10 protein-coding genes and 1 pseudogene are annotated in these 22,720 nt (G+C 37.2%); 7 read left to right on the forward strand and 4 right to left on the reverse strand.

Going from position 1 to position 22,720, the window contains the following annotated elements; all coding sequences use genetic code 11:
- Window positions 1-20 precede the first annotated feature (20 nt).
- Window positions 21-1,226, reverse strand: coding sequence for an ATP-grasp domain-containing protein (locus QHG57_RS02665; protein ID WP_330169410.1), 1,206 nt, complete (start codon window positions 1,224-1,226; stop codon window positions 21-23).
- Entirely contained in the window at window positions 1,223-2,422 is a 1,200-nt protein-coding gene (locus QHG57_RS02670; protein WP_330169411.1) for an MFS transporter, read from the reverse strand. Before QHG57_RS02670 ends, QHG57_RS02665 begins: the two co-directional genes overlap by 4 nt.
- Window positions 2,423-3,819: 1,397 nt before the next feature.
- On the opposite strand from QHG57_RS02670, the gene QHG57_RS02675 reads away from it, so the two are divergent.
- A complete protein-coding gene (locus QHG57_RS02675; RefSeq protein ID WP_330169604.1) occupies window positions 3,820-3,972 on the forward strand; it encodes a hypothetical protein in 153 nt (50 codons plus the stop codon).
- A gap of 782 nt (window positions 3,973-4,754) precedes the next feature.
- Window positions 4,755-5,975, forward strand: a pseudogene (locus QHG57_RS02680) (MFS transporter).
- Between the two features lie 307 nt (window positions 5,976-6,282).
- Here the strand turns inward: QHG57_RS02680 and QHG57_RS02685 are convergent.
- Together QHG57_RS02685 and QHG57_RS02690 are read right to left on the reverse strand one after the other, a co-directional pair.
- Window positions 6,283-6,552, reverse strand: a complete 270-nt coding sequence (locus QHG57_RS02685; protein ID WP_330169412.1) for a hypothetical protein — start codon at window positions 6,550-6,552, stop codon at window positions 6,283-6,285.
- Between the two features lie 2 nt (window positions 6,553-6,554).
- Window positions 6,555-7,220 carry a hypothetical protein gene (locus QHG57_RS02690; RefSeq protein ID WP_330169413.1) on the reverse strand — a complete coding sequence of 222 codons (666 nt, stop codon included), beginning with the start codon at window positions 7,218-7,220 and terminating at the stop codon, window positions 6,555-6,557.
- A 278-nt stretch (window positions 7,221-7,498) separates the two neighbouring features.
- Between QHG57_RS02690 and QHG57_RS02695 the strand changes: the two genes are divergently transcribed.
- The 5 genes from QHG57_RS02695 to QHG57_RS02710 all read left to right on the forward strand — a co-directional run bounded on the left by QHG57_RS02695 (window position 7,499) and on the right by QHG57_RS02710 (window position 22,176).
- The gene (locus QHG57_RS02695) at window positions 7,499-8,005 is read left to right on the forward strand and encodes a helix-turn-helix domain-containing protein (protein ID WP_330169414.1); all 507 of its coding nucleotides are present in this window, start codon (window positions 7,499-7,501) and stop codon (window positions 8,003-8,005) included.
- Window positions 8,006-9,031: 1,026 nt separating this feature from the next.
- A complete protein-coding gene (locus QHG57_RS02700; RefSeq protein WP_419196693.1) occupies window positions 9,032-14,080 on the forward strand; it encodes a hypothetical protein in 5,049 nt (1,682 codons plus the stop codon).
- On the forward strand, window positions 14,071-14,280 hold the full coding sequence (locus QHG57_RS09745) for a YadA-like family protein (RefSeq protein ID WP_419196701.1): 210 nt from the start codon (window positions 14,071-14,073) through the stop codon (window positions 14,278-14,280). Before QHG57_RS02700 ends, QHG57_RS09745 begins: the two co-directional genes overlap by 10 nt.
- Before the next feature lie 625 nt (window positions 14,281-14,905).
- Window positions 14,906-21,577, forward strand: coding sequence for a YadA-like family protein (locus QHG57_RS02705; RefSeq protein WP_330169415.1), 6,672 nt, complete (start codon window positions 14,906-14,908; stop codon window positions 21,575-21,577).
- Window positions 21,574-22,176, forward strand: a complete 603-nt coding sequence (locus tag QHG57_RS02710) for an invasion associated locus B family protein (protein WP_330169416.1) — start codon at window positions 21,574-21,576, stop codon at window positions 22,174-22,176. The genes QHG57_RS02705 and QHG57_RS02710 overlap by 4 nt, the downstream gene beginning before the upstream one ends.
- Window positions 22,177-22,720: the final 544 nt, after the last annotated feature.

Genomic DNA, 22,720 nt, shown 5'->3' on the forward strand with positions numbered 1-22,720 from the left:
TTCCTCCCACTTGTTGTATTTTATAAGAAATTGCTACGAATGATCCTTTCCAAAGCTGATAGTTCATCATCACTGTGTCCCCAAATTGCTATAATGGCCGGGCAGGTATTTAAATCGATGGTTAGGGGGAGGGGCTCGTTTTCTTTAAAAAAGAGCATAAAATGAACCATATTTTCCCAAGAATGAAGTTTTTGTCGCCATACGTTAACATCTTTTATGATATGACCGTCGATTTTGTTGATAAGAAAGATAATACGCCCTTTTTTCTTAAGGCGACTTGGTGTTTGCGAAAACACGCCCGCAATAAGGTTAACGGAGCTTTCAAGTAAATCATCTTCATAGCAATGCGCGAATAAAGTTGGCGCAATTCCTCCGTGGAGGCGGGCTCCTACTTCGATCATCACTGGACCACGAGCTGTTTGCATGATTTCCATATGCGCGGGTCCATATTCAATCCCCAGCGCGCGAATGCATTGTTTTGCATAAGAGATAAGAGGGGCATAAGAGGGATCTTGAGCATCAAGTACATCAAGCGATTCATAAACAAAGGCACTTCCATTATGAATACCTTTTTTATATCGTGATAAAGCACATATCTTTATAGCCTCTCCATTTACAACGGCGTCGATGATGTATTCCTCTCCCTCCAATCTTTCTTGGAGCAAATAAGTCTCGTTAGGTGTGCCAAAAATATTTTTCTGCGTCCAGTCAATCTCAGAAATCCACGCTGCTACTTCGTCACGGCTAGAGAAAAACAAAACACCATCGCTTCCAGCAGAATCGTTTGGCTTTACCACATAGCCGCTGGGACTTTCAAAACCATCGAGAGTACAATTGTCTTTTGTAAGAATTTTTGATCGGATGTAAGATAAACCATTTTCACAAAGGCGCTTTTGCATTGCTGCCTTTTTCCGTCGCCAATCGGTGGTTGAGGGATTATTCCCAGGGCAATTATAATAAGCCGCCAATTGATCTGCACAATAAATACTTACCTCGGCGCCTGCTACCACAGACTCTATTGCGCCGATAGGAAAGCGTGTCTTTATCTCATCTACATTATGAAGTTTCGCTTCTGCCATGCCCTCTCCCTGATAAGAAAGCATATAGTGTGAAAAAGGAGCTTGTTGAGAGACAACCCCATAACAAGCATAGCCTAATTTTTGCAAAGCAGGACCATAGAGGGCGCCCGTGGAGAAAGGGTCGACAATAAGAATAGTTTTTCTCATACTTTGTTCCGCTGCGATAAAAGGAAAAGAACATAAATAAAGATTATTAAGCCTATAAGGGGTAGAAGATAAACAGCTGCTTGAGGACCCATAAGGGCAGAGCTTGTAAGAAGACCAAGGATAACATAACCTGCCGATTGGGAGAGAGTATAAAGCATGCCGCTATAGCTTCCCACCAGCTCTGCTTGAGCCTCTGTTTTAGTCGCTTCAATTGTATGTTTGCGGGCATTAATTCGCATGGTATTCATTGAAAAGCCAATAAAAAAGCAAAAGACCACAGCCAAATAGGGCGATTGTGTGGTGCTAAAAATAAGATCAGCCACGCTCAACATAAGGGCTGGGAGAATAAATTCAAAGCGAGGGATTTTGATAAAAGCAGCCAAAAAAGCGCCCATGCCCGCAACCGCACTGCAAAGCCCATAATATTCAGAGCCAAAATTTTTCACACTCTGAAAAAGAATGGTTGCCAGCGTATTATAAGCGCAAATATGAAAGCCAATAAGTCCTATGCAGACGCATAAAAGTTTAAGCTCACGGGAGAGGCCATCCGCTTGCGGTGTCGGTGCTGCCTTCTTATCAGTTGCAGGTGCTGTGGTATCTGTAGCGTTATATTCATCGTATTCATCGCAAAAGATAATATATCCGGCTATAAGGCTTATAATGATGTCAAACAAACAAAGTGCCACAATCAAACCATTATAGCCAATTTCAGCTGCTGCCCCTCGTGGGCTGGTCGCTTCTAAGAGATAACCACTCAATGCTGCTCCCAAAAAGGCGCCAATTTGCACCACTGTTTGCATAATGCGGGAAGCCTTTTGGGCGCTAATATAACCACCAAGCGCGAGTTTAGTATTATAAGTCTCGAGAGTGCTTAAGGTAATCAAAGAGAGATAGCCGATAGAGATAGAGACAGCGATAAAACCAAAGGGGGAATCAGCGTAATGGAAAAGTGCAATCAATAAAAGAAGGCTATAGATAATGATCCGCCTTTTGTATAAATCGACCAACCGCAGTGAGGCTTTAATGCGCACAAGTCCGCTTTTTTTCAAAAGATAGGGCATAAGGGTGCCCAAAGCCATGGTTATGCCTAGGAAAACCGATGAGGATGTTATGCGATAAGCATTCCAAAGATTACTTAAGAACAGAACCATATCAGAGAGATAAAGCAGGACAACAAGCCCATAAAACCGAAACATCCGTTGTTTGCACACATCCCCCCCATTTCGGAATCTCTTAAAACACGCAGTATTATAAATCAGCACACATTTTTACAAATAATGAATACACACACATTACTGAGCATGTCAAGTTTTTTGATCGGGAAAAATTGAACGCTGATGTTTATGGTAGTGATAGCTTATTTTCATGAGAATGAGTAGCGATGGAGGCTGGTATTTTCACTGCGTCTCTTGGCAGGTGGCTTGCCAATAAGGGGAAAGCCAGATAACGAACATAACTATGTCCTAGAGATATATTTTGCGCTTTCAAGTTGATTTTGTTTATACTCAAGGTTGAGGTTTTTCTATTGATCGTTGTTAGATGTTGTTGTGACAACAAACTTCGTTATCTAACAGAAACATTTATGGCATTAGCGCTAAGGTATGCGGTTGTATTAAAGCCTTTACATGGTAATCTTTTTCATAGCAAGGTATTATTGGCTCAGTTTTAGGAGGCTTTGTTACGGCTGATTTGGACGTTGTGATTTGAGGGCTTATTATAATATTCTTAGTTTCAGTTTATGAATATATTGAAAATATAGTGAAACATTTGATTCAAACGCTTTTGCAAGGCATATTTCAATATTTCAGCGATGTTTTCCGAGAATTGCTCTGCTGCTTTTTGACGGAATCGAATATCAAATGCGTATAGCGTGGGCAGTGGTTTGAGAAAAGATTGAGTTGATTTCATTAGATTCCTATGTAGTTCAATCTAGTATCAGCTCTTAGGAGGAAGTTTATACTTAGATTGAACTCATTTCTATGCGCTTACACGACGTTATAGGAGTAATCCTCAGAAACTCTACTAGAATTCGTTAAAAAATGGCATAATGTGAACAAAAAATATATTTTTAAAAAATACTTAATCTCATTTTAAGTTGTCTAAAATATAAACTTATCTTAAAAATAAGTCTATATACTGCTATTTATCATTAAGTTATACAAATGCGGGAATATTGTGGTTTTCTGTTTAGAGACGAGTTAAAAAACACCTTATAAAACATTAAGAGATTTCAGACATAAAACAATTTAACTTATGGAAAGTATATAGACAAAATGTATCTTGATAAAAAAGTTTATAATTCCATGTGGTCTCCAAAGAAATTTTCTGGTTCTTTTATTGTCTTATGCGGGTTTGATGGGAGTGGAAAGACAACACAAACAAAAGAAATTGCTCGCCATTACTCAACAGAAAAACATATAAGACACACTTTTCAACCCAGTTATTGGTATAGAAATAATCCAGAAATTAGAGATTAATGAGATAATGGAAAAGCAATTGATCCGTTGCTTTTAGCACTCTTATCAGCGACAGATAGACGCAAACATACGCTTGAAATTATTGAACCTTCTTAATGTCATCATAAAACTTATTAATCAGTGATCGATATGTTTATTCTAGTCTTGCTTGTTTTTATGCTCGGGGGCTTTCTGTTGAAAGTGTAGTTAAATTAAATCAATCTATTCCAAGACCTCATATTATATTTTATCTTTATTTACCGCCCACTACTATACTGGAAGGGTTGTAGAAAAGGGGTGGTTTAAACTTAAAATACGAAGAAAAACTCTCGTTTATTGAAAAAGTTTATGAAGTATACCAAGTTTTATCAGAAATAGATGAGCGGTTTATAACACTTGATGGAACTTCTTCTGTTTCTTTAACTCATCATCAAATACGACATCATATAGATGAAGTTTGTTTTTAATTATGAATAAAATAATTTATTAATCAATTTATCCACGATAAATCCTTCTTTATGTATTCGTACTCTAAATCTGAAACTTTAGGGATGTAATTACAGTAATTTAAACGTTCAAGAAAAATATTACGTTATATATTTTAATTGGAAAACTAACTGTAATGGGCTTATTTTAAAAGATTTAGAGAAGGGGAGTAGAAAAGTTAGCAATATTTATCGTGAGGATAATAGTATGTTTATTCTTTTAGAGACGAAGTGTGGTAATAGAAGAATGACATGGATAGATATACTCGAGCATATTTTAGTGCACGGAATAATAAGGACAATGATGTGCGTGAAGCTTCCATACCGTAAAATTGTTCTACATATGTATAAAGGTGTAGCTTCTGAATAAAATGCACATAAGATATTAATTTTATTGTTTTTTGTGCATAAATGTTTTGTTTTCATAGAAGAATTAATCATACCCCAGCACAAAGATTTTAAAAGCCTCAAAAAAGGAATTTCGCTTTCTTAAATTTAATGATCTAAAATGAAAATTTTAAGAATGCATGTTTTTAAACAGAATATATCGATGCATATCGACAGGTATTTATTTTAGAGGATAATTTATGTTCACTTCAAATTTGAAGGAATGCGTTGCTTTATTTGAAAATAGAACTTTTCTCTATTTTACTTTGAGCGGCTTATTTGCTACATTTGGAAATGGACTAAATTATATTGCATTATCATGGCTTGCTTACAATCAGACGAGTTCAATCCGTGGTGTAACGTTGATGGTGCTTTTTCTTTGGACACCTAGCATTATTTTTGCGCCTATTTTTGGCATATTAGCAGATAAATATAATCGTAAAACGCAGATTATTATTTCAAATCTTGTGAGAGGTTTGGTAATTGTGGGCTGGGTAATACTTTGGCATTTTGGTATAGAAATTGAATTGATAGTCTTATCTGCTCTTTTGGGTATTTTTATCTCTTTTTATATGCCATCAGCTGTTTCTTTAATTCAAAGTATTGTGCTGAAGGAACAGCTCATCAATGCAAATACGATCATCGATATGATTTATGAACTTGGCACTATTATCCGTATGGGGTTAAGTGGATTTATACTTGCCTATACAGGAACAAAAGGAACTCTTCTAATAGGTGGTATATTCTTTATTATTGCTGGTTTATTTAATTTTGCAATGAAGGTACCTAAAAACTGAAGATCTAAAAATCAAAATCAGCAAAATTGGTGGGAAAATTATACAGCGTCCCTTCATTATCTTAAGCAGAATCCAGTTCTTTTTATGCCTTATATAAGCCAGATGATTATTATGACGCTTTTGATGACTATTCCTGTTATTCTCGTTCCTTATATACAGGAAGTTTTAAAAGCGGATAGCAGGATCTTTGCAATATTTGAGGTGCTTTATTCTATGGGCGTATTGACAGGTGCGTTTTTTTCACCATTTCTTTGTAAAATTTTATCCATAAGGAAAACATTAGCCATTTTATTAGCTTTTATGGCTATTTGCCTCGCTATTCTATCTGTTAATACACACAATTTTGTTGTTTTTCCTGTTTATTTTATGATTGGATTTGGACTTTCGAGTTGGGCTCTTGTGATTTCTTTATCGCAACTCTCTTGTGATCCTGAATACCAAGGAAGATTGCAGGCAAGCTTTAATGGTATCTCTGGATGCTTTATCCTCGGAGTCTATCTCATTATGGCAAACGATAGCAGTAGTATATCACCTCAATCGATATATTTTTTTCAAAGCATTTTTGCGCCTGTTGGAATACTCATAGTGCTGTTTTATAGACGAAAAACAATAAATTACATTTAAGTGTGGTAAATATACGCTATTTTATAGACATTTACGCTGCAGCATATTTCATATTTTGCTTTAAAAGGGGAGTGAGAAAATGTAAAAGTTGGTGCTTAATGAATAAAGTATAAATTGATGTATGTTAAAGAATACTCTCTATTTTTTAAAAATGACCCAAAAGAATTGCTGCGTTTCTTTAATCCATCTCACTCTTGTTAAGAAGACGAAAACGCAACACTTTAAATCTTCTTGAAAGTTTTTTTGTTTAAGTGCAGTAAAAAGTAAAGCGATGAGGTAATATCTATCATACGGGGAGAGTGTTACATTATTTTTGTTTTTCAAAATTCATATGAAAAATTGCATCAATTTCATCCTCATTGGAATGGGCATTTCTACGACGATGCAAAGTTTGCACAATCTCTTTTTTAAAAACAGCATCTGTTTCACTTAAACGGTAAATACTAAGTTCCAATTCAAGAGATAACGCCAAATCCACGCACAATTTAAGCTCTTCTCCAATGTCGCAACCGCGTTGATAGTCGTCATAAAGACCGACCAGTGTATCAGATAATTCTTTATCGCATAAAGAGGTCATGCTTAATTCCTCCGCGTTGCGGTTTTCCATGTAGCTTTTTTAAGTATCACTCCACTATCATCACTTAGAATTGCCATGTATACGAACCTCATGGTTTTGTCAATTTTCTGCAAAATACGTGTTTTTAAATCAATGTCTATTAAAGACTTTATTACGCCAAGATTTTTAAGCGCCCACTTGTAAATATGGATGGCAATATGTTTACTGTAGAACTTATAGCATTTAAAATACATTGCCAAAAGGCTTTTAATGTGCATAGAGGAGAAGTATTCTGATGATAAACCAAACACCCTGAAATCTCTATTGCTAATTACAGCTAAATTAGTGCCATTAACATATAAAATAAGCAAACATGGTTTGTAAACGTCTGATTTTTTAATAACGAATGATGATCTCATTTTTTGTAGAATACCAATTACTTTGCCACTTTTATATTGATTTTTAGACATTGATAAACTTTTTACCTTATAAAAACCTATGGGAAATGCATTTGCATATTTTTGTAATAAGATTTCAGTGGTATATTGTACAGCATGGAATGAAGAGAATCGTATTAGGCTTTTTGTTTCTGAAAGAATATGACTGCGACTTTTGAGAAAGCAGTTGGCAAGAATTGGCTTGGCGTGCAACTCTGATAGAGTTGGCAGTGGCGCATTTAGTTTTTTCATTGGGCTGTGTCCAAATGTTTTTGACTCTGGAAAATAACCTCTGATAGGCTAGAGTTTTTCCAAGGTTATATTACAAGGGCGCAGATCAGCAAAATACTATGGCGATTGCATTTTTTGTGTAATTGTCATCATTTTCGCTCCTGCTTAAATGGATGCTGTAATCTCCGTTTTTGTGGGGTTATGTATGTAGATCTTTGCCCAACATAAGGGGCAGTAACGATAGATATAAATCAATATAATTATTTAATCAGCAATTATATTGATTTTGAAGTGTTTTTTTGGCTCGTCCGGAAGCAAAACCTAAAACTGAGTTGGCAAAACGTTTTCGTGAAGTGCGTCACGTTCTTGGTTTTACAGAGCGTAAGCAGTTTGCTGAACATCTTGGTATCACTGCTGGTTCTATAGGAACTTATGAAACTGGTATAAGTGAGCCTACAGCCTCTGCGCTCTCCAAATATCAAGAAATTTGTGGCGTTTCATTAGATTGGCTTGTAACGGGCGATGGCGAGATGTTTTCAGATAGGGCAAAGGCGAAAGCAGTTGGTTTTAAACCGCAAGCAATTCCTGTTGGACTGATGAAAAAGCTTGGACATTTAGCTTATACGACCTATCATAATGCAAAAATAGATCTTTCTTCTGAAGATGTTGCGGAATTAGCAGCAGAACTTTATGGAAAATTGCAAGAGCTTATTCAAAATCTCAATGATATGGAAGAAGTTGAAGCCACTTTGCCACTTTTAAAATTACATTTAAAGCGTAAAATCGAAACTGAAAAGCACATCTAGAAAATTCATAAGATACAAACGAACAGCCTTTTTAAAAAATAAAACTTTTTTGGTCTCTTATTCAACGTGAAAAATGACAAATTATCATTATAATTAATGTATTGCTCTAATAAAGATAAAACTGTTTATAAAAAGAATTACAGTTAGTAATACAAAAAAATTATTCAAAAAGAAGCTGATATAGCATCTATAATACCATTCCTGAAATATTTATTGATGAAAAAGGATATTGATAACATTGAAAATATAATGGCTTATGTGGAAGAAAAGCTAAAAATAGCTTCTTTTCGATTTGTGATATTTAAAAAATTTATACAACAGTGAAAGTACAATGACGATGTTTTGTTCCTATAAAAGGTTTCTAGACATATAAGAGAGAAGAACGAAAGACTTATTTATAGGCGCGCTTTTGTCTTTTTATGAAGATGATGAGATGAGCACGTTGAAACTTTTTACAGAGCGTGCATCATTATATTAAGAAAGATTTCGTTCAAAGATATGTATCATATATTGAAATAGCTTACCTCGCAGAAAAGAATGGGGTTATTATGATAATCGTCATCCATTACATTATGCTATAAGTTAAAAAAATCATAAATTTGTACTTATAAGAACAGCTATTTTATTGAGAAGTATTTTGACAAATTTATAAAAAATTATTTTTACACTCTTGCCATTCTTCTGATGCGCTTTATTTGAAAAGTAGAATTACTCTTTAGTGAAACTATTTTTGTTAAGAGATAAATCACAGTGTTTTTGAATGGAGATAACGGTATATTTTCAAAGTCTTGTGTTTTTATTTATTTTTTTAGCTTGAATCCCTCTAGCTAAAAGGGTTGGGGACCTTTCTGGATTCGATGTTGTTGCAAAGATTTTAGGGCGATGCCGTAATAAATAGCGGTGTCGATGGGAGGGTTTTGTCTTGATTTATTGGTTTTTGAGGTGCGCAAACTAAGGGTTTTGCCATGTGTGTTTTTGCGCGTTGTAATGTTGTGATGATGTTGAACTCTGTTGGAGGAGGTTCCTATGAAAAAAAAATATTCCACACCAAATTTAATTAAAGCTGTCTCGCTTAGCGCGGCGATGGCCACACTCTTATCGAGTGTTTCTCCTGTTTTTGCTGCTAATTTTGCCTTCGTAGGAGGGAATAATAATAGTACAAGTGGTGCCGGTGTTTATTATACACACGGTAGTCATGGGAGTGTTGTTTTATCTGGTGATGATGATTTCTGTGGTGCAGACAACGTTATCGGTCGTGGTGGCAAACAACAGCAGGGAATTTCTGGTAATCAACAAATAACCGCAGAGCAGCAATATGAGAGATTTATTGATGAGAAAGTTTTTAGTAGTCGTAGTCCTTACGGTACAACCACTGAACAGGTTACTTGGCAGAGTGCTGGGATTCTGACCAAAAATGCTACTTATATGGGAACAAACACTGGGGGATCTGAGAATATTATGCCTGAAGCTTATGGTGTTTATTCTTTTGCTACTGGTTGTGGATCTGCTGCGACAGGTAATTATTCAACCGTATTTGGTGCAGGCGCAACCGCAAAGGCTGGTGGTGCGCAAGCCTTTGGTGTTTCCGCACTTGCAAGTGGTAAAGCAAGTGTTGCTATGGGTGTGGGCTCAGAAGCATCGGAGATATCTACGGTTGCTATCGGTGGGCTTGCGACCGCTTCTGGTAAAAATAGCATTTCTATAGGTGTGCGTTCCAAAGCTACGCTGGACGATGCGATTGCGGTTGGTTCAGATGCAACAGCGAGCGGTATAAATAGTGTTGCGATTGGTAAGGTGGCATCTGCATCTGGTTACAATAGTATTGCATTAGGGTTGAAGACACAGGCAACTAAGGAGTACGCGGTTGCTATAGGCACGAAGGCTGAAGCTCAAGCTCTTGGGTCTATTGCAATAGGTGGTGGGGAACCTGCAGACAACGGGCAGGAAAGAAAAGTAATAGCAAAAGGTAAAAATTCGATTGCCATAGGTTCCCATACTTATGCTGATACGGCTCATTCAGTTGCAATTGGTATAAATGCACAAGTACATGTTATAGATGGTGTTGCTGTGGGGGGAGGATCTGTCTCTCGTGTTGATGGGAAAGTTTTTGGTTATGATCCTGTAACAAATAATGAAACAGAAAAGAGTGATCTTGCGTGGAAAAGCACAGGAGGTGATTTTAGTGTTGGTAATACTAACCAGAATTTAACGCGACAGATTACAAATGTTGCAGCTGGGAGTAAAGACACTGATGCTGTGAATGTTGCACAGTTGAAAGCTTTGAGAAACGTCATAGCAGGGGGAGGAGCTTGGCAGCTTTCTGCTAATGATAAAGATCCTACAGATGTGAATTCAGGCAATATCGTAGATTTTTCAGTGAAAGATACAGAAGTAGGAAGAGACAACTTAAAGATTGCAAAAAACACTACAGATAATAAGCATAAAATTGAATTTACTTTGAGTGATACTCTTACACTTACAAAAGTCACGACAGGGCAAAGCTCTATGAATGATAATGGCTTTTTTATTAATGATAATGGTCCACGTATGACTGTGGATGGTATTGATGCCGGCGATAAAAAGATCACAAACGTAGCAGAGGGGACTGAAGATAGCGATGCAGTGAATTATAAACAACTAAAAGCTATAGAAAAAGCAACCAAAACGAGTTGGCAGCTTGCTGTTAATGGTGAAGATGCTACAGCTATTGGACCAAATGGCACAGTAAATCTCCAAGCAGCCGGCAATGAAAACAAAAAGAATATTAAGATTGAAAAAGACGAAAATCACAATGTTACATTTGATCTAGCTGATGATATTGAGGTAATGACTGTCACAGCAGGAGAAAGCATTATGAGTGCTGCTGGCTTTATGTTTACTGATGGTACTGGGCCGAGCATAACTGTTAATGGCATTCATGCTGGTGATAAAACGATTAAAGGAGTAGCAGCGGGAGAGCAAGATACCGATGCTGTGAATTATAAACAGTTAAAAGATTTTACAGCAGGGATGAAAACGGGCTGGAAGCTTTCTGTTGATGGTAACAATGCGACAGATGTTAAAGCTGGAAATACAGTAGATCTTGTTGCGAGTGAGAATGAAGGCGGTAACAAGAATATTAAAATTGAAAAAGACAAAAAAAATAAAGTTACATTTGCTTTGAATAATAATCTTAAGTTGACAAGTGTCACGACAGGCAACAGCATTATGAGTGATGAGGGCTTTAAGTTTATTGATGGTAATGGACCAAGCATAACTTTGAATGGTATTGATGCTGGCGATAAAAAGATTACAAAAGTGGCAGCGGGAGAGCAAGAGACTGATGCTGTAAATTATAAACAGTTGAAAGATGTAAAAACACTTGCAGAAAATGGTTGGAAGCTTTCTGTTGATGGTAACAATGCTACAGATGTTAAAGCTGGGAGTACAGTAGATTTTGTTGCGAGTGAGAATGAAGGCGGTAACAAGAATATTAAAATTGAAAAAGACAAAAAAAATAAAGTTACATTTGCTTTGAATAATAATCTTAAGTTGACAAGTGTCACGACAGGCAACAGTATTATGAGTGCTGATGGTTTTTCATTTGTTGATGGTGGTCCAAAAATAACAGCGAATGGTATTGATGCTGACGATAAAAAAATTACAGGAGTACAAAAGGGTACTCATGAGAATGATGCCGTAAATGTTTCTCAGTTGAACAAAGTAAAAGATCAAATAACAAAAAACACTCTTGTTAAATGGCATGAAGAACAGAAACTTATCACCATTGGTAAGGAAAAAGGTGGTATCGAAATCGATATTACAAACGATGAAAACAGAAATCGAATTATTTCTGGTGTTGCAGTTGGAAAAGTCAGTTCCGATTCAACAGAAGCAATAAATGGTCATCAGTTATTTAGTTATATTACTAATATAGTGGATTTTTTTGGTGGTGAGGAGACAGATGTACTTAATGGTATCAAACCAACTTTTACGGTTCAGAAAACGAAGCATAATAATGTAACTGATGCTTTTGCTGCTGTCGATAGTTCTATCACAGATATCTATAATCAGATTAATAATGTGACAGAAAATAGTCTTGTGAAATGGGATGAGGGCGAAAAGCTTATTACCATTGGTAAGGAAAAAGGTGGTACTGAAATCAGCATTGTAAATAAAAGTGGTATGGACCGTACACTTTCCGGTGTGAAAGATGGAACACTTTCTCGAACATCAACGGAAGCGGTAAATGGTTCACAGCTCTTTAAGACAAATGAAAATGTTACTACTGTTACCAATGATCTCAAAAAAGTTGCTCAAAATACATCACAATATTTTGGTGGCAGTACAGATGTACTTGAAGGTATCAAACCATCTTTCCTTATTCAGGATAAAGAATATCATAATGTTGTTGATGCGTTTACTGGTGTGAATGTTTCTATCACAAATATTGATAAGAAGATTTCCGATGTTGTAAAAAATAGTCTTGTTAAACAAGAGGGAGGTGTGTCATCGCCTATTACCATAGGTAAGGATACAGCTGGGACTGAGATCAATATCGCAGGTTCTGGCGGTTCGGGGCGCAAGATTTCTGGTGTTAGGGCAGCAGAGAAAGGCGATGAAGCTGTTAACAAAGATCAACTTGATAAAAGCATACAGAATATTACTAAAGATATTGAGACAGCAACTGCTGCTGCGGTTCTCTATGATAAAGAAAATGGTGCCGTTAATTATGGTAGTGTCACTTTGGGCGGCGATAAGAACAACGGTCCCGTTGCTCTTCATAATGTCAATGATGGCACAATTGCGCAAGGATCCAACGATGCAATCAATGGTAGTCAGATTAGTAAAATATCAGCAGATATTGCAAAGTTTTTTGGCGGTGGTGCAAAGTTCATTAACGGTGCTTTTGAAGGGCTGAAATATACTTTATCGGCTATTGTAGATGGTAAGGTAGGGAAGGCTAATTTTTATGATGTTGGTTCAGCTTTAACAGGTCTTGATAAAAATGTTCAAGATGTGAATCAACGTTTAACAAATGTATCCAATGAGTTTAATCAACAAATTGAAGGTATCTCTAAAGATGCTTTACTGTGGGATGATGAAGAAGAAGCATTTGTTGCACGTCATGAAAAAGATGGCAAGAAGACAAAGAGCAAATTGAAGTATCTTTTGGATGGTGAGATTGCTAAAGGTTCAACAGATGCCATTACGGGTAACCAGCTTTATTCCATGAGTAACCAGCTTGCTAATTATTTCGGTGGCGGTGCTAAATATGAGAATGGCAAATGGACAGATCCTACTTTTAAGATTGTTCAAGTCAATGCTGATGGTACGACTGTTGAGAAAGAGCACCATAATGTCGCTGATGCTTTTGGTGATATTAATAATGGAATGTCAAATATTAATAACCGTATTGATGATGTCATCAACAAGGTCGATTCAGATGCTTTGAAGTGGAATGATAAAGAGAAAGCCTATGATGCTGGTCGCGACGGTAAGCCGAATAAGATTATCAATGTCGCTGATGGTAAAATTGAAAAAGGTTCGAAAGAAGCTGTAAATGGTGGACAACTTTGGGAGACTAATGAACGTGTCACTGGTGTTGAAAAAGATGTGAAGCATCTTACAAATAGAGTTGATAACATTTCTAATACGATTGCTGATATTGGTGATACAGTTCTCAATATTGATGCCAAAGTTGATAATATTGATAATAAAGTTAACGATATTGCTGAGGACGCTGTTCGTTATGATAGAGATGAAAATGGCAAAAAAACCAATAAAATCACATTAGCGGGTGGCGATCCTGGTGAACCTGTTATGATTGATAATGTCGCTGATGGTAAAATTGAAAAAGGTTCGAAAGAAGCTGTAAATGGTGGACAACTCCATGACTATACTCAAGAACAGATGAATATTATTCTTGATCAATCCAAGCACTATACAGATCAACGGGTTAATAATATTGTGATTGATGCGATTGATGATGCCGTTGATCAGGCTAAGCACTATACTGATATGAAGTTTGATGTTTTAAACTATAGTATTGAGAGTGTGAAAAAGAGGCAAGACAAGCAGCTGCGATTGGTTTAGCAGTATCTAATTTACGCTACAATGATACACCTGGAAAATTAAGCGTTGGATTTGGTACTGGTTTATGGCGTAGTCAGTCTGCATTTGCCTTTGGTGCAGGTTACACCTCAGAAAATGGAAAATACCGCTCTAACATATCCGCAACAACTTCTGGAGGACACTGGGGTGTAGGTGCGGGATTCAATATGACATTGAATTGATAATAAACAAAATACATAAAAACTTTTTTTCACCCCTGTCTCATGAGTCAGGGGTGAATTTTTTACGTATGTAAAAAATATATACAAATTGATAAGCGCTAAATGATAAATACAGGTTTAAAAAAACAAAAAAACCACACACGTTTAACAAAGTGAACGCCTTATTTCAAAATAAGATAATGAGTTTTTTCATAAATTATAAGTTCATTATTTTCTGCTTTAATCTTTAAATATAAAAAATCTATAGTACTACACAGATAGAAAAAACCCTCTCACTCTCTAGAAATCTATTAAAAAACTTTCTAGTAAGGCAGAAGTATATATTTAAACGCATTTCAATTCTACTGGAGGAAGTTATAAAAACAATATACTAAACTAACTCTACCCCTTGCAAAAAATAACCAATAAGTTTAAAGGTTAAAAAACCAATCACCACAAAAAATCCACCTTCTTAGGGGATATAAAAGAGCAAAACACGTTAACCATAAACCTAAAAACGCAACTTCTCTATCTTTATCAACCGGATACTAAATTTTTATACATTTAGAAAAAACTTAGAGAGCTTCATAGCATTTAAATGTGTCTTTTTTGTGTTTATAGTTATTTTTTCATTGGGGAGTTCATTATGAAAAAATTATATACAAAATTAGCAGGAAGCGATTTAAAATTTTCCCATTTTCCTTTGATTAAAGTTCTAACCTTGACTTCAATAGCGGCACTTTTATCCAGTATTTCTCCTGCTCTTTCGAAAGATCGTGATTCAAGAGAAGGAATTTCTGCAAACATAAGAAACACTGCTGGGATATATCCACAAAGTGTTATCTCTGTTTACGATGAATCTAGAAGTAATTTGGGTTCTTTCAATGGATCAAAAAATGATTATATAAGAATGTTGAATACAGCACTGACATCACAAGTTAATGCTTTAAGCGACTACAAAAATTTCTTAACCAGAACCCTTACTGGGGTAGGTAACAATAATTCTATTGCGAATACCTTAAAAATCGATGGCAATGAGTTATCAAAAAACACATTAAGTTCAGAAGACCAATATAAGAAATTTATCGTCGATCCACAGTTTTTTATAGACAGTAGCTCTGTAACTCAATCTTTCACTCAAAATGGACAGGATACAGTAACTATTGATGCATCTGATTTCTCACGAAAAGATCACATCGAAAGCATGACACGTAGTGGAGAAGTAGAGCGTGATGTATCGGGAAGTAATGTCATTTTTGGTGAAGACGTTGAAGCGAAAACCACGGACAGTGTTGTTATTGGTTCTAAAGCAAAGGCGGTATTAGCTGAAGGAGATAAAAAACTAGCGGCATCTGTTATCATAGGTTCTAAATCGGAGATCCATAGAGGTGGATCCGTTGCTGTTGGTGCAGATATAGTGGCACTAAAGAATGACGCGGTTGCTGTTGGTCGTTTTGTACGGGTGGAGGAGGGTGACGGTACAGCTTTAGGCTTTAAAACGCAGGTGAAGGTGGCAGGGGGGGTTGCTCTAGGAAGCAATTCTGTAGCTGATAGGGCTGCTGGTGAGTTTGGTTATGCTCCTTCGGTAAAGAGTGAGGTTGCAGCAAGTGATAAAGCTCAGTGGAAAAGTACGGAAGGTGCAGTGAGTGTTGGTGATCTTAATAAAGGATTAACACGACAAATTGTCGGAGTAGCAGCTGGGAAGGGTGCTACCGATGCAGTGAATGTTACGCAGTTGGTAGACATGAAAAGATTCGTAACAGAGAACGGTTGGAAATTGTCTGTTGGCGGTGAAAATGGCAAGACCGTTCTTATAGACGATGAAGTAGATTTTTCTGCTGGAAGTAAGAACTTTCAAATTACCAAAAGTGATAAAGATAATAATGTAAAATTTGATTTGGCTCAAGATGTTACATTAACGAGCTTAAAGGCAGGAACAAATACCTTCGATGCCACTGGCTTAGTCATTACTGATGGTCCGAAAATAACAACGGGTGGCATTGATGCTGGAAATAAAAAGATAACGGGGATTGCGCCTGGTGATCTTAGTGCAGATTCACAAGACGCGGTAAATGGTAGTCAGTTGAATGTTGTAGCTACCCATATAGCTCGATATTTAGGTGGTGGTGTTAAATTTACAAATGGCCAATGGGATGATCCAACGTTCAAAATTAAAACTTTTAATCCTGAGAAGAATGAGATTGAAGAAGAAAGTTTTCCAGATGTAGCAAAAGCCTTTGAGGGCGTGGGTAAGTCTTATGTAAACCTTCACAATGAGATTAAAAAAGCCGCCGATGGGAGTGTCTTTAAATGGCATGCCGAAACGGAGAGCATTACTATTGCTGCTAGTGAGGAAAAAGGTGGGCAAGGAAGTATTGCTATAGGTAAGCTTTCAAGTGCCTTTGGTAAAAATAGTATTGCCTTAGGTGGCTTTTCAGCGGCATCTGCCGAAAATAGTATGGCATTAGGTGGCTTTTCAGCGGCATCTGGTGAAAATAGTATAGCATTAGGTGGACTTTCAAATGCATCTGGTGAAAATAGTATAGCATTGGGCTCAAATGCACAAGTACAAGCTGGTATTACTGGTGGTGTGGCGGTGGGCTATAAATCTTTTTCTCGTAACTCAGTGTCCACTGTTGGCTATGATCCTTTCATAGGGAGCAAGTCAACAGATGATGGTGTGATATGGAAAAGCACCCAAGGTGCTTTTAGTATTGGTGATACTCCGAATAAGATAACGCGACAGCTCACAGGTGTGGCAGCGGGTTATGCAGACACTGATGCCGTCAACGTTGCGCAGCTGAAAAAATTACGAGAATTTGTAGCACAAGGGTGGACGCTTTCTCTTAATGATGAGGCTGTTTCAGATTTTCAGCCGGGTGATAAGTTAAACTTGGCTTCTGGAAGTGATAATTTAAAGATTAAAAGTAGCGATAAAAAAGACAGTATAAGCAAAGAAATAACATTTGATTTGGCGCAAGATGTCACATTAAACAGTGTAAAATTAAAGGATGTCACTTTAGATACAACGGGCTTAACCATTGAAAATGGCCCCAAAATAGCAGCGAACGGTATTGAGGCTGGGAATAAAAAAATAACAGGTCTTGCGGGTGGAGATCTTAACGCAAATTCGACAGATGCTGTAAGTGGCTCTCAGCTTTTTGAGACAAATGATAAGGTTGCTACCTATTTAGGTGGTGGTGCTAGCTATGAAGGTGGCGCTTGGACAGGTCCAAATTTCACGCTTAAAACCTTCACAGCTGATGGTAAAGAAGGTGGTTCAAAAGACTATCCCGATGTAGCACAAGCTTTTGCAGGCATTAATGATAATTTCCAAAATGTGAATACTAATGTGCAGAACATCGTTAAAGACTTTAATGAAAAAGTCACGAATATCACGCAAGAAGTTCAAGGTGATGCCTTGTTGTGGGACAAGACTACAGGCGCTTTTGTGGCAACGCATGGAGAAGAAAATAGCAAAACAAAGAGCAAGATTACATCGCTGGCTGATGGTTCTGTTGTAGTAGGTTCGAGCGATGCGGTTACGGGTGGTCAGATTAATACCATAGCTGTGAGTTTAGCAAAAATTTTAGGAGGAAAAACATCGTTTAGTGCTGATGGCACTTTTACAGTTCCCAGCTATGACTTATCGATAGTTTCTAAAGAGGGTAATGTAACAGATAAATCGTATGAAGGTGTTGAAACAGCCTTTAAAGGACTTGATGACAACATCAAGAATGTGAATGCTCGCATTAAGGAAGTCTCAGAAGGCGTTGCACAAGATTCTTTATCATGGAGCAAGGCTGAAGGTGCGTTTGTAGCGCAGCATGAGAAAGAAGGTAAAAAGGAAAACAGCAAGATAAAATTTCTTGCCGCAGGAGATATTACGAAAGAATCGACAGATGCGGTTAATGGCTCTCAGCTTCATACATTAGGCACCGAGGTTGCGAAGTATTTAGGTGGTGGTGCTAGCTATGAGAATGGTCAATGGACAGCTCCTACATTCAAGGTTAAAATCGTTAATGAGGATGGTACTAAAGTTGAAGATAAGGACTATAGTAGTGTTTCAGCTGCCTTTGAAGGTGTAGGTGCCTCTTTTACGAATATTCATAATGAGATTACGAAAAACACTACGGAAGTTACTGAAAACATTAAGCAGAATGCGTTGATGTGGAACGAAAAAGAAGGGGCGTTTGTAGCGACGCATGGAAAAGAAGATGCAAAAAGCAACAGCAAAATTAAGTATCTTGCGAACGGTGACATTTCTGTAGACTCAGCTGATGCTGTAAGTGGTGGTCAGCTTCGTACTATCACAGATGATTTATCAAAGATTTTAGGTGGTGAAGTATCTTTTGATGGCAAAAACTTTCAAGGACCAAAGTATGACTTATCGCACATTGCTGAAGATGGTGCTGTAACAGAGAAATTGCATACCGATGTTGGTTCTGCCTTTAAAGGACTTGATGACAACATCAAGAATGTGAATGCTCGCATTAAGGAAGTTTCAGAGGGCGTTGCACAAGATTCTTTATCATGGAGCAAAGATGCCGGTGCGTTTGTAGCGCAGCATGGAGAAAAAGACGGAGAGAAGACAAACAGCAAGATCACATCACTTGCGGATGGCACTATAGCATCAGGCTCGAGTGATGCAGTTACAGGAGGTCAGATTTATTCATTAGGCGATAAGGTTGCAAAATATTTTTCTGATGACGCTGAATATAAGGATGGGGAATTGAGAGTTCCTGATTTTAAGCTCAAAACTATCAATGATGATGGCACTGAAGCTGAATCAAGCTATAAGAATGTATCAGATGCATTTTCAGGTGTGGGTGAACTTTTCACAAAGGTTCAAAATGCGATCAGCGATGTAATCAGTAATCTTCTTGTTACGAAAAATGAAGATGTTATCAACGTTGGTAAAGGAGTAGAAGGTAGTGAAATCAATATCGCAAACAAGAGCGGTAAGGATCGAACCCTTTCTGGTGTAAAAGCGGCAGAAAAAGACAATGAAGCTGTGAACAAAGAACAATTTGATAAAGGCTTAAAGGATCTTTCTGATACCCTTCTGTCTGATAGTTCTTCTGTTGTTCTTTACGATAAAACAAAAGATGATCAAATTGATTATACAAATGTAACTTTTGGTAAAGGGAAGGATGCTGCACCTGTTGCACTGCATAATGTAGCTGCAGGATCGATTGCGGAAAACTCAACGGATGTTATTAATGGAGGACAGGTTCACATCCTTTCAACGGATGTAGCAAAATTTTTGGGTGGAGATGCTGAATTTAAGGATGGTGCTTTTAAAGGTCCAACTTATAATTTATCGAGTATTGATAAAGATGGTGCTGTAGAAGATAAACCGCATACCGATGTTGGTTCTGCCTTTAAAGGACTTGATGACAACATCAAGAATGTGAATGCTCGCATTAAGGAAGTTTCAGAGGGCGTTGCACAAGATTCTTTATCATGGAGCAAAGATGCCGGTGCGTTTGTAGCGCAGCATGGAGAAAAAGACGGAGAGAAGACAAACAGCAAGATCACATCACTTGCGGATGGCACTATAGCATCAGGCTCGAGTGATGCGGTTAATGGCGGACAGATTTATTCATTGAATCAGACGCTAGCGAAGTATTTTGGTGGTGAGACGAAGTATGAAAATGACGAATGGAGCGAACCCACTTTCACGCTTAAAACCTACAATGCGGATGGTACGGAAGGTGATCCACAGGAACATCATAATGTAACGGAAGCCTTTGCAGGAATTGATAAGAATGTGCAGAACATCGTTAAAGACTTTAATGAAAAAGTCACAAACATCACGGAATCTGTGCAAGGCGATGCGTTGTTGTGGAGTGATGATGCCGGTGCGTTTGTAGCCAAGCATGGAGACAAAGACGGAGAGAAGACAAACAGCAAGATCACATCACTTGCGGATGGCACTATAGCATCAGGCTCGAGTGATGCGGTTAATGGCGGACAGATTTATTCATTGAATCAGTCGCTAGCAAAGTATTTTGGTGGTGATGCTAAGTATGCTGATGGGGAATGGAGCCTCCCAGGTTTCAAGATAATGACTTTCCAAGAAGATGGAAGCTTTGAAGAGGAGGATTATGATAGCATTGCAGCGGCGTTTGCTGGTGTCAATAAGGTCTTCAAGAATCTTCATAATGAGATTTCAGACAACATTGAGCAAAATGCGTTGTTGTGGAGTGATGATGCCGGTGCGTTTGTAGCCTTGCATGGAGAAAAAGACGGAGAGAAGACAAACAGCAAGATCACGTTCCTTTCGGAAGGAAAGATATCAGAAGATTCAACGGATGCAATTAATGGTGGTCAGATTTATACTCTTAAGCAGACATTTGCCTCATATTTTGGTGGAGGAGCTGGTTATGATAAGGAAGGAAACTGGCAAGCCCCCAAATTCTATGTTCAATCATTCAACGATGATGGTACGAAAGGTGATAAAGAAGAGCGTGAGAGTGTCTCTGAAGCATTTGATGTTGTTAATGACAGCATGAGCACTATCAACGATCGAATAAAAGAGGTTGAAAAGGATGTTGCTTCGAATGGTCTGAATTGGAATGAAGAAGAAGGAAGCTATGATGCCTCTCACGCTGATGATCAGGGCGTTAAGCGTCCCAGTAAGATTGTCAATGTAGAAGATGGTAAGGTAGACAAAGATTCCAAAGATGCTGTTAATGGAGGTCAGCTTTGGGAAACTCAGCAGATGATTACAGATCAGGTCAAGGATATTGAAACTAAAGTTACGGAGGGTTCTGTACAATATGATAAAGATGAAACAGGTAAAAAGACCAATAAAGTTACGTTGGTTGGTGGGGATGAAAGTTCTCCAGTATTAATAAACAATGTAGCGGATGGAAAGATAGAGAATGGTTCGAAAGAAGCTGTTAATGGCGGTCAGTTACATGATTATACAGAGCAGCAGATGAAGACGGTTCTTGAAGATGCGAAAAAGTATACAGATGAGCAAGTTTCTCATCTTGTTAAAGATGGAGTTAGTGAGGCTAATTCGTATACAGATATGAAGTTTGAGACGTTAAATTATGCTGTTGAGGATGTTCGCAAGGAAGCAAGACAAGCAGCAGCGATTGGTTTGGCGGTATCCAACTTACGTTACTATGATATACCAGGATCTTTAAGTGTTTCATTTGGTACGGGTTTATGGCGTAGTCAATCCGCATTTGCTATTGGGGCTGGTTATACATCTGAAGATGGAAATATTCGCTCAAATGTATCTATTACGAGTGCTGGAGGTCACTGGGGGGTAGGTGCTGGAATTACTCTGAGGTTGAGATGATAATAGAAAAAGCGGCTATTATTATAAAAAAGAGAAGCATATTAGTGAAGGTTCTGTTCGTTCTTGCCTTAATAGGCAAGAGCGAAAGCTTTGCTAACGAGAATAATAATATTTATACAGTGCATCCACCGCACTTATCGATACCTAAGGGAAAACCTGGCGAAACACGTCGAATTATTATGCAGTTTTATGACTGGACTTTGATTTGTGACGAAAAACAAAAGCTTAAACATAAGCAAGGTATATGTAATGTGACACAGACTGTTCATGATCAAGAAGGAAACACCGTTTTTAGTTGGTCTCTTGTCTCTACGACAAATGGTCAAGCAGTGATGCTTTTTCGAACATTGCCAAATTCTGATATAAATGTTCCGATTCAAATGTTTATAAAAGGTGTAAAAAAACCTGTTCTTATTCATTATACGCAATGTAATGAAACCGTTTGTTTGGCACAATCGCCTGTAGGGCCGCTTTTGACTAAACAAATAGAGCAGGACAATAAAGTACGTATTTCCTATAAAATTAAAGAAGGAAAAGTATTTTCTTTTACTGTACCATTTAAAGGGTTAAATGCGGCACTTAATTCTTTACATCCTTAGAATCCATCGAGTATTTTTAACAAGAGTCATTTTTTCATAAATCATTGTATTATATTTTTTGAGTGTAAATTATAAGGTCAAATAAGTAAGAAGTTTTATATAATATGATATCGAGGGGATTTATTAGAAAAAGTGAGAATTTTATGAATGTAAAGTCACAGTAAGTTCTTTATATGTAATAGAAAAGCAAGTTAATATTTTTTAATTAGTTATAATAATAGATAAATTATAATCTTAGAGAATTTTTTGAACGATAGTTTTTATTAGTATTCACAAAATAACAGCTATTGTAATTGCATTTTGTAGTACTACGGAATTTTTATTTCAGCATAAACAAAGCCATTTCATTGCATACAACAAACGAGGCTTGTGTGTGGATAACGAAATTGAAAAAAAGAAAAATTTTTTCTTATAAACTGTACTAATGTATAGGTTGTTGTGACCTTAAGAGACAGCAAATAGTACGATAGTGTAGGTTTATTACAATAGAGGTGTGCTTCGTTTAAATGATATACGGAAAAGAGCATAATTTATAAAAATTGAT

This window comes from Bartonella grahamii subsp. shimonis (assembly GCF_036327415.1).
GTDB classification, from domain to species: Bacteria; Pseudomonadota; Alphaproteobacteria; order Rhizobiales; family Rhizobiaceae; genus Bartonella; species Bartonella shimonis.

Bases quoted from the DNA above. Each gene is read 5' to 3' on its own strand.
- QHG57_RS02665 (WP_330169410.1), bottom strand. From the start codon at position 1,226: ATGAGAAAAACTATTCTTATTGTCGACCCTTTCTCCACGGGCGCCCTC.
- QHG57_RS02670 (WP_330169411.1), bottom strand. From the start codon at position 2,422: ATGTTTCGGTTTTATGGGCTTGTTGTCCTGCTTTATCTCTCTGATATG.
- QHG57_RS02685 (WP_330169412.1), bottom strand. From the start codon at position 6,552: ATGACCTCTTTATGCGATAAAGAATTATCTGATACACTGGTCGGTCTT.
- QHG57_RS02690 (WP_330169413.1), bottom strand. From the start codon at position 7,220: ATGAAAAAACTAAATGCGCCACTGCCAACTCTATCAGAGTTGCACGCC.
- QHG57_RS02700 (WP_419196693.1), top strand. From the start codon at position 9,032: ATGAAAAAAAAATATTCCACACCAAATTTAATTAAAGCTGTCTCGCTT.
- QHG57_RS02705 (WP_330169415.1), top strand. From the start codon at position 14,906: ATGAAAAAATTATATACAAAATTAGCAGGAAGCGATTTAAAATTTTCC.
- QHG57_RS02710 (WP_330169416.1), top strand. From the start codon at position 21,574: ATGATAATAGAAAAAGCGGCTATTATTATAAAAAAGAGAAGCATATTA.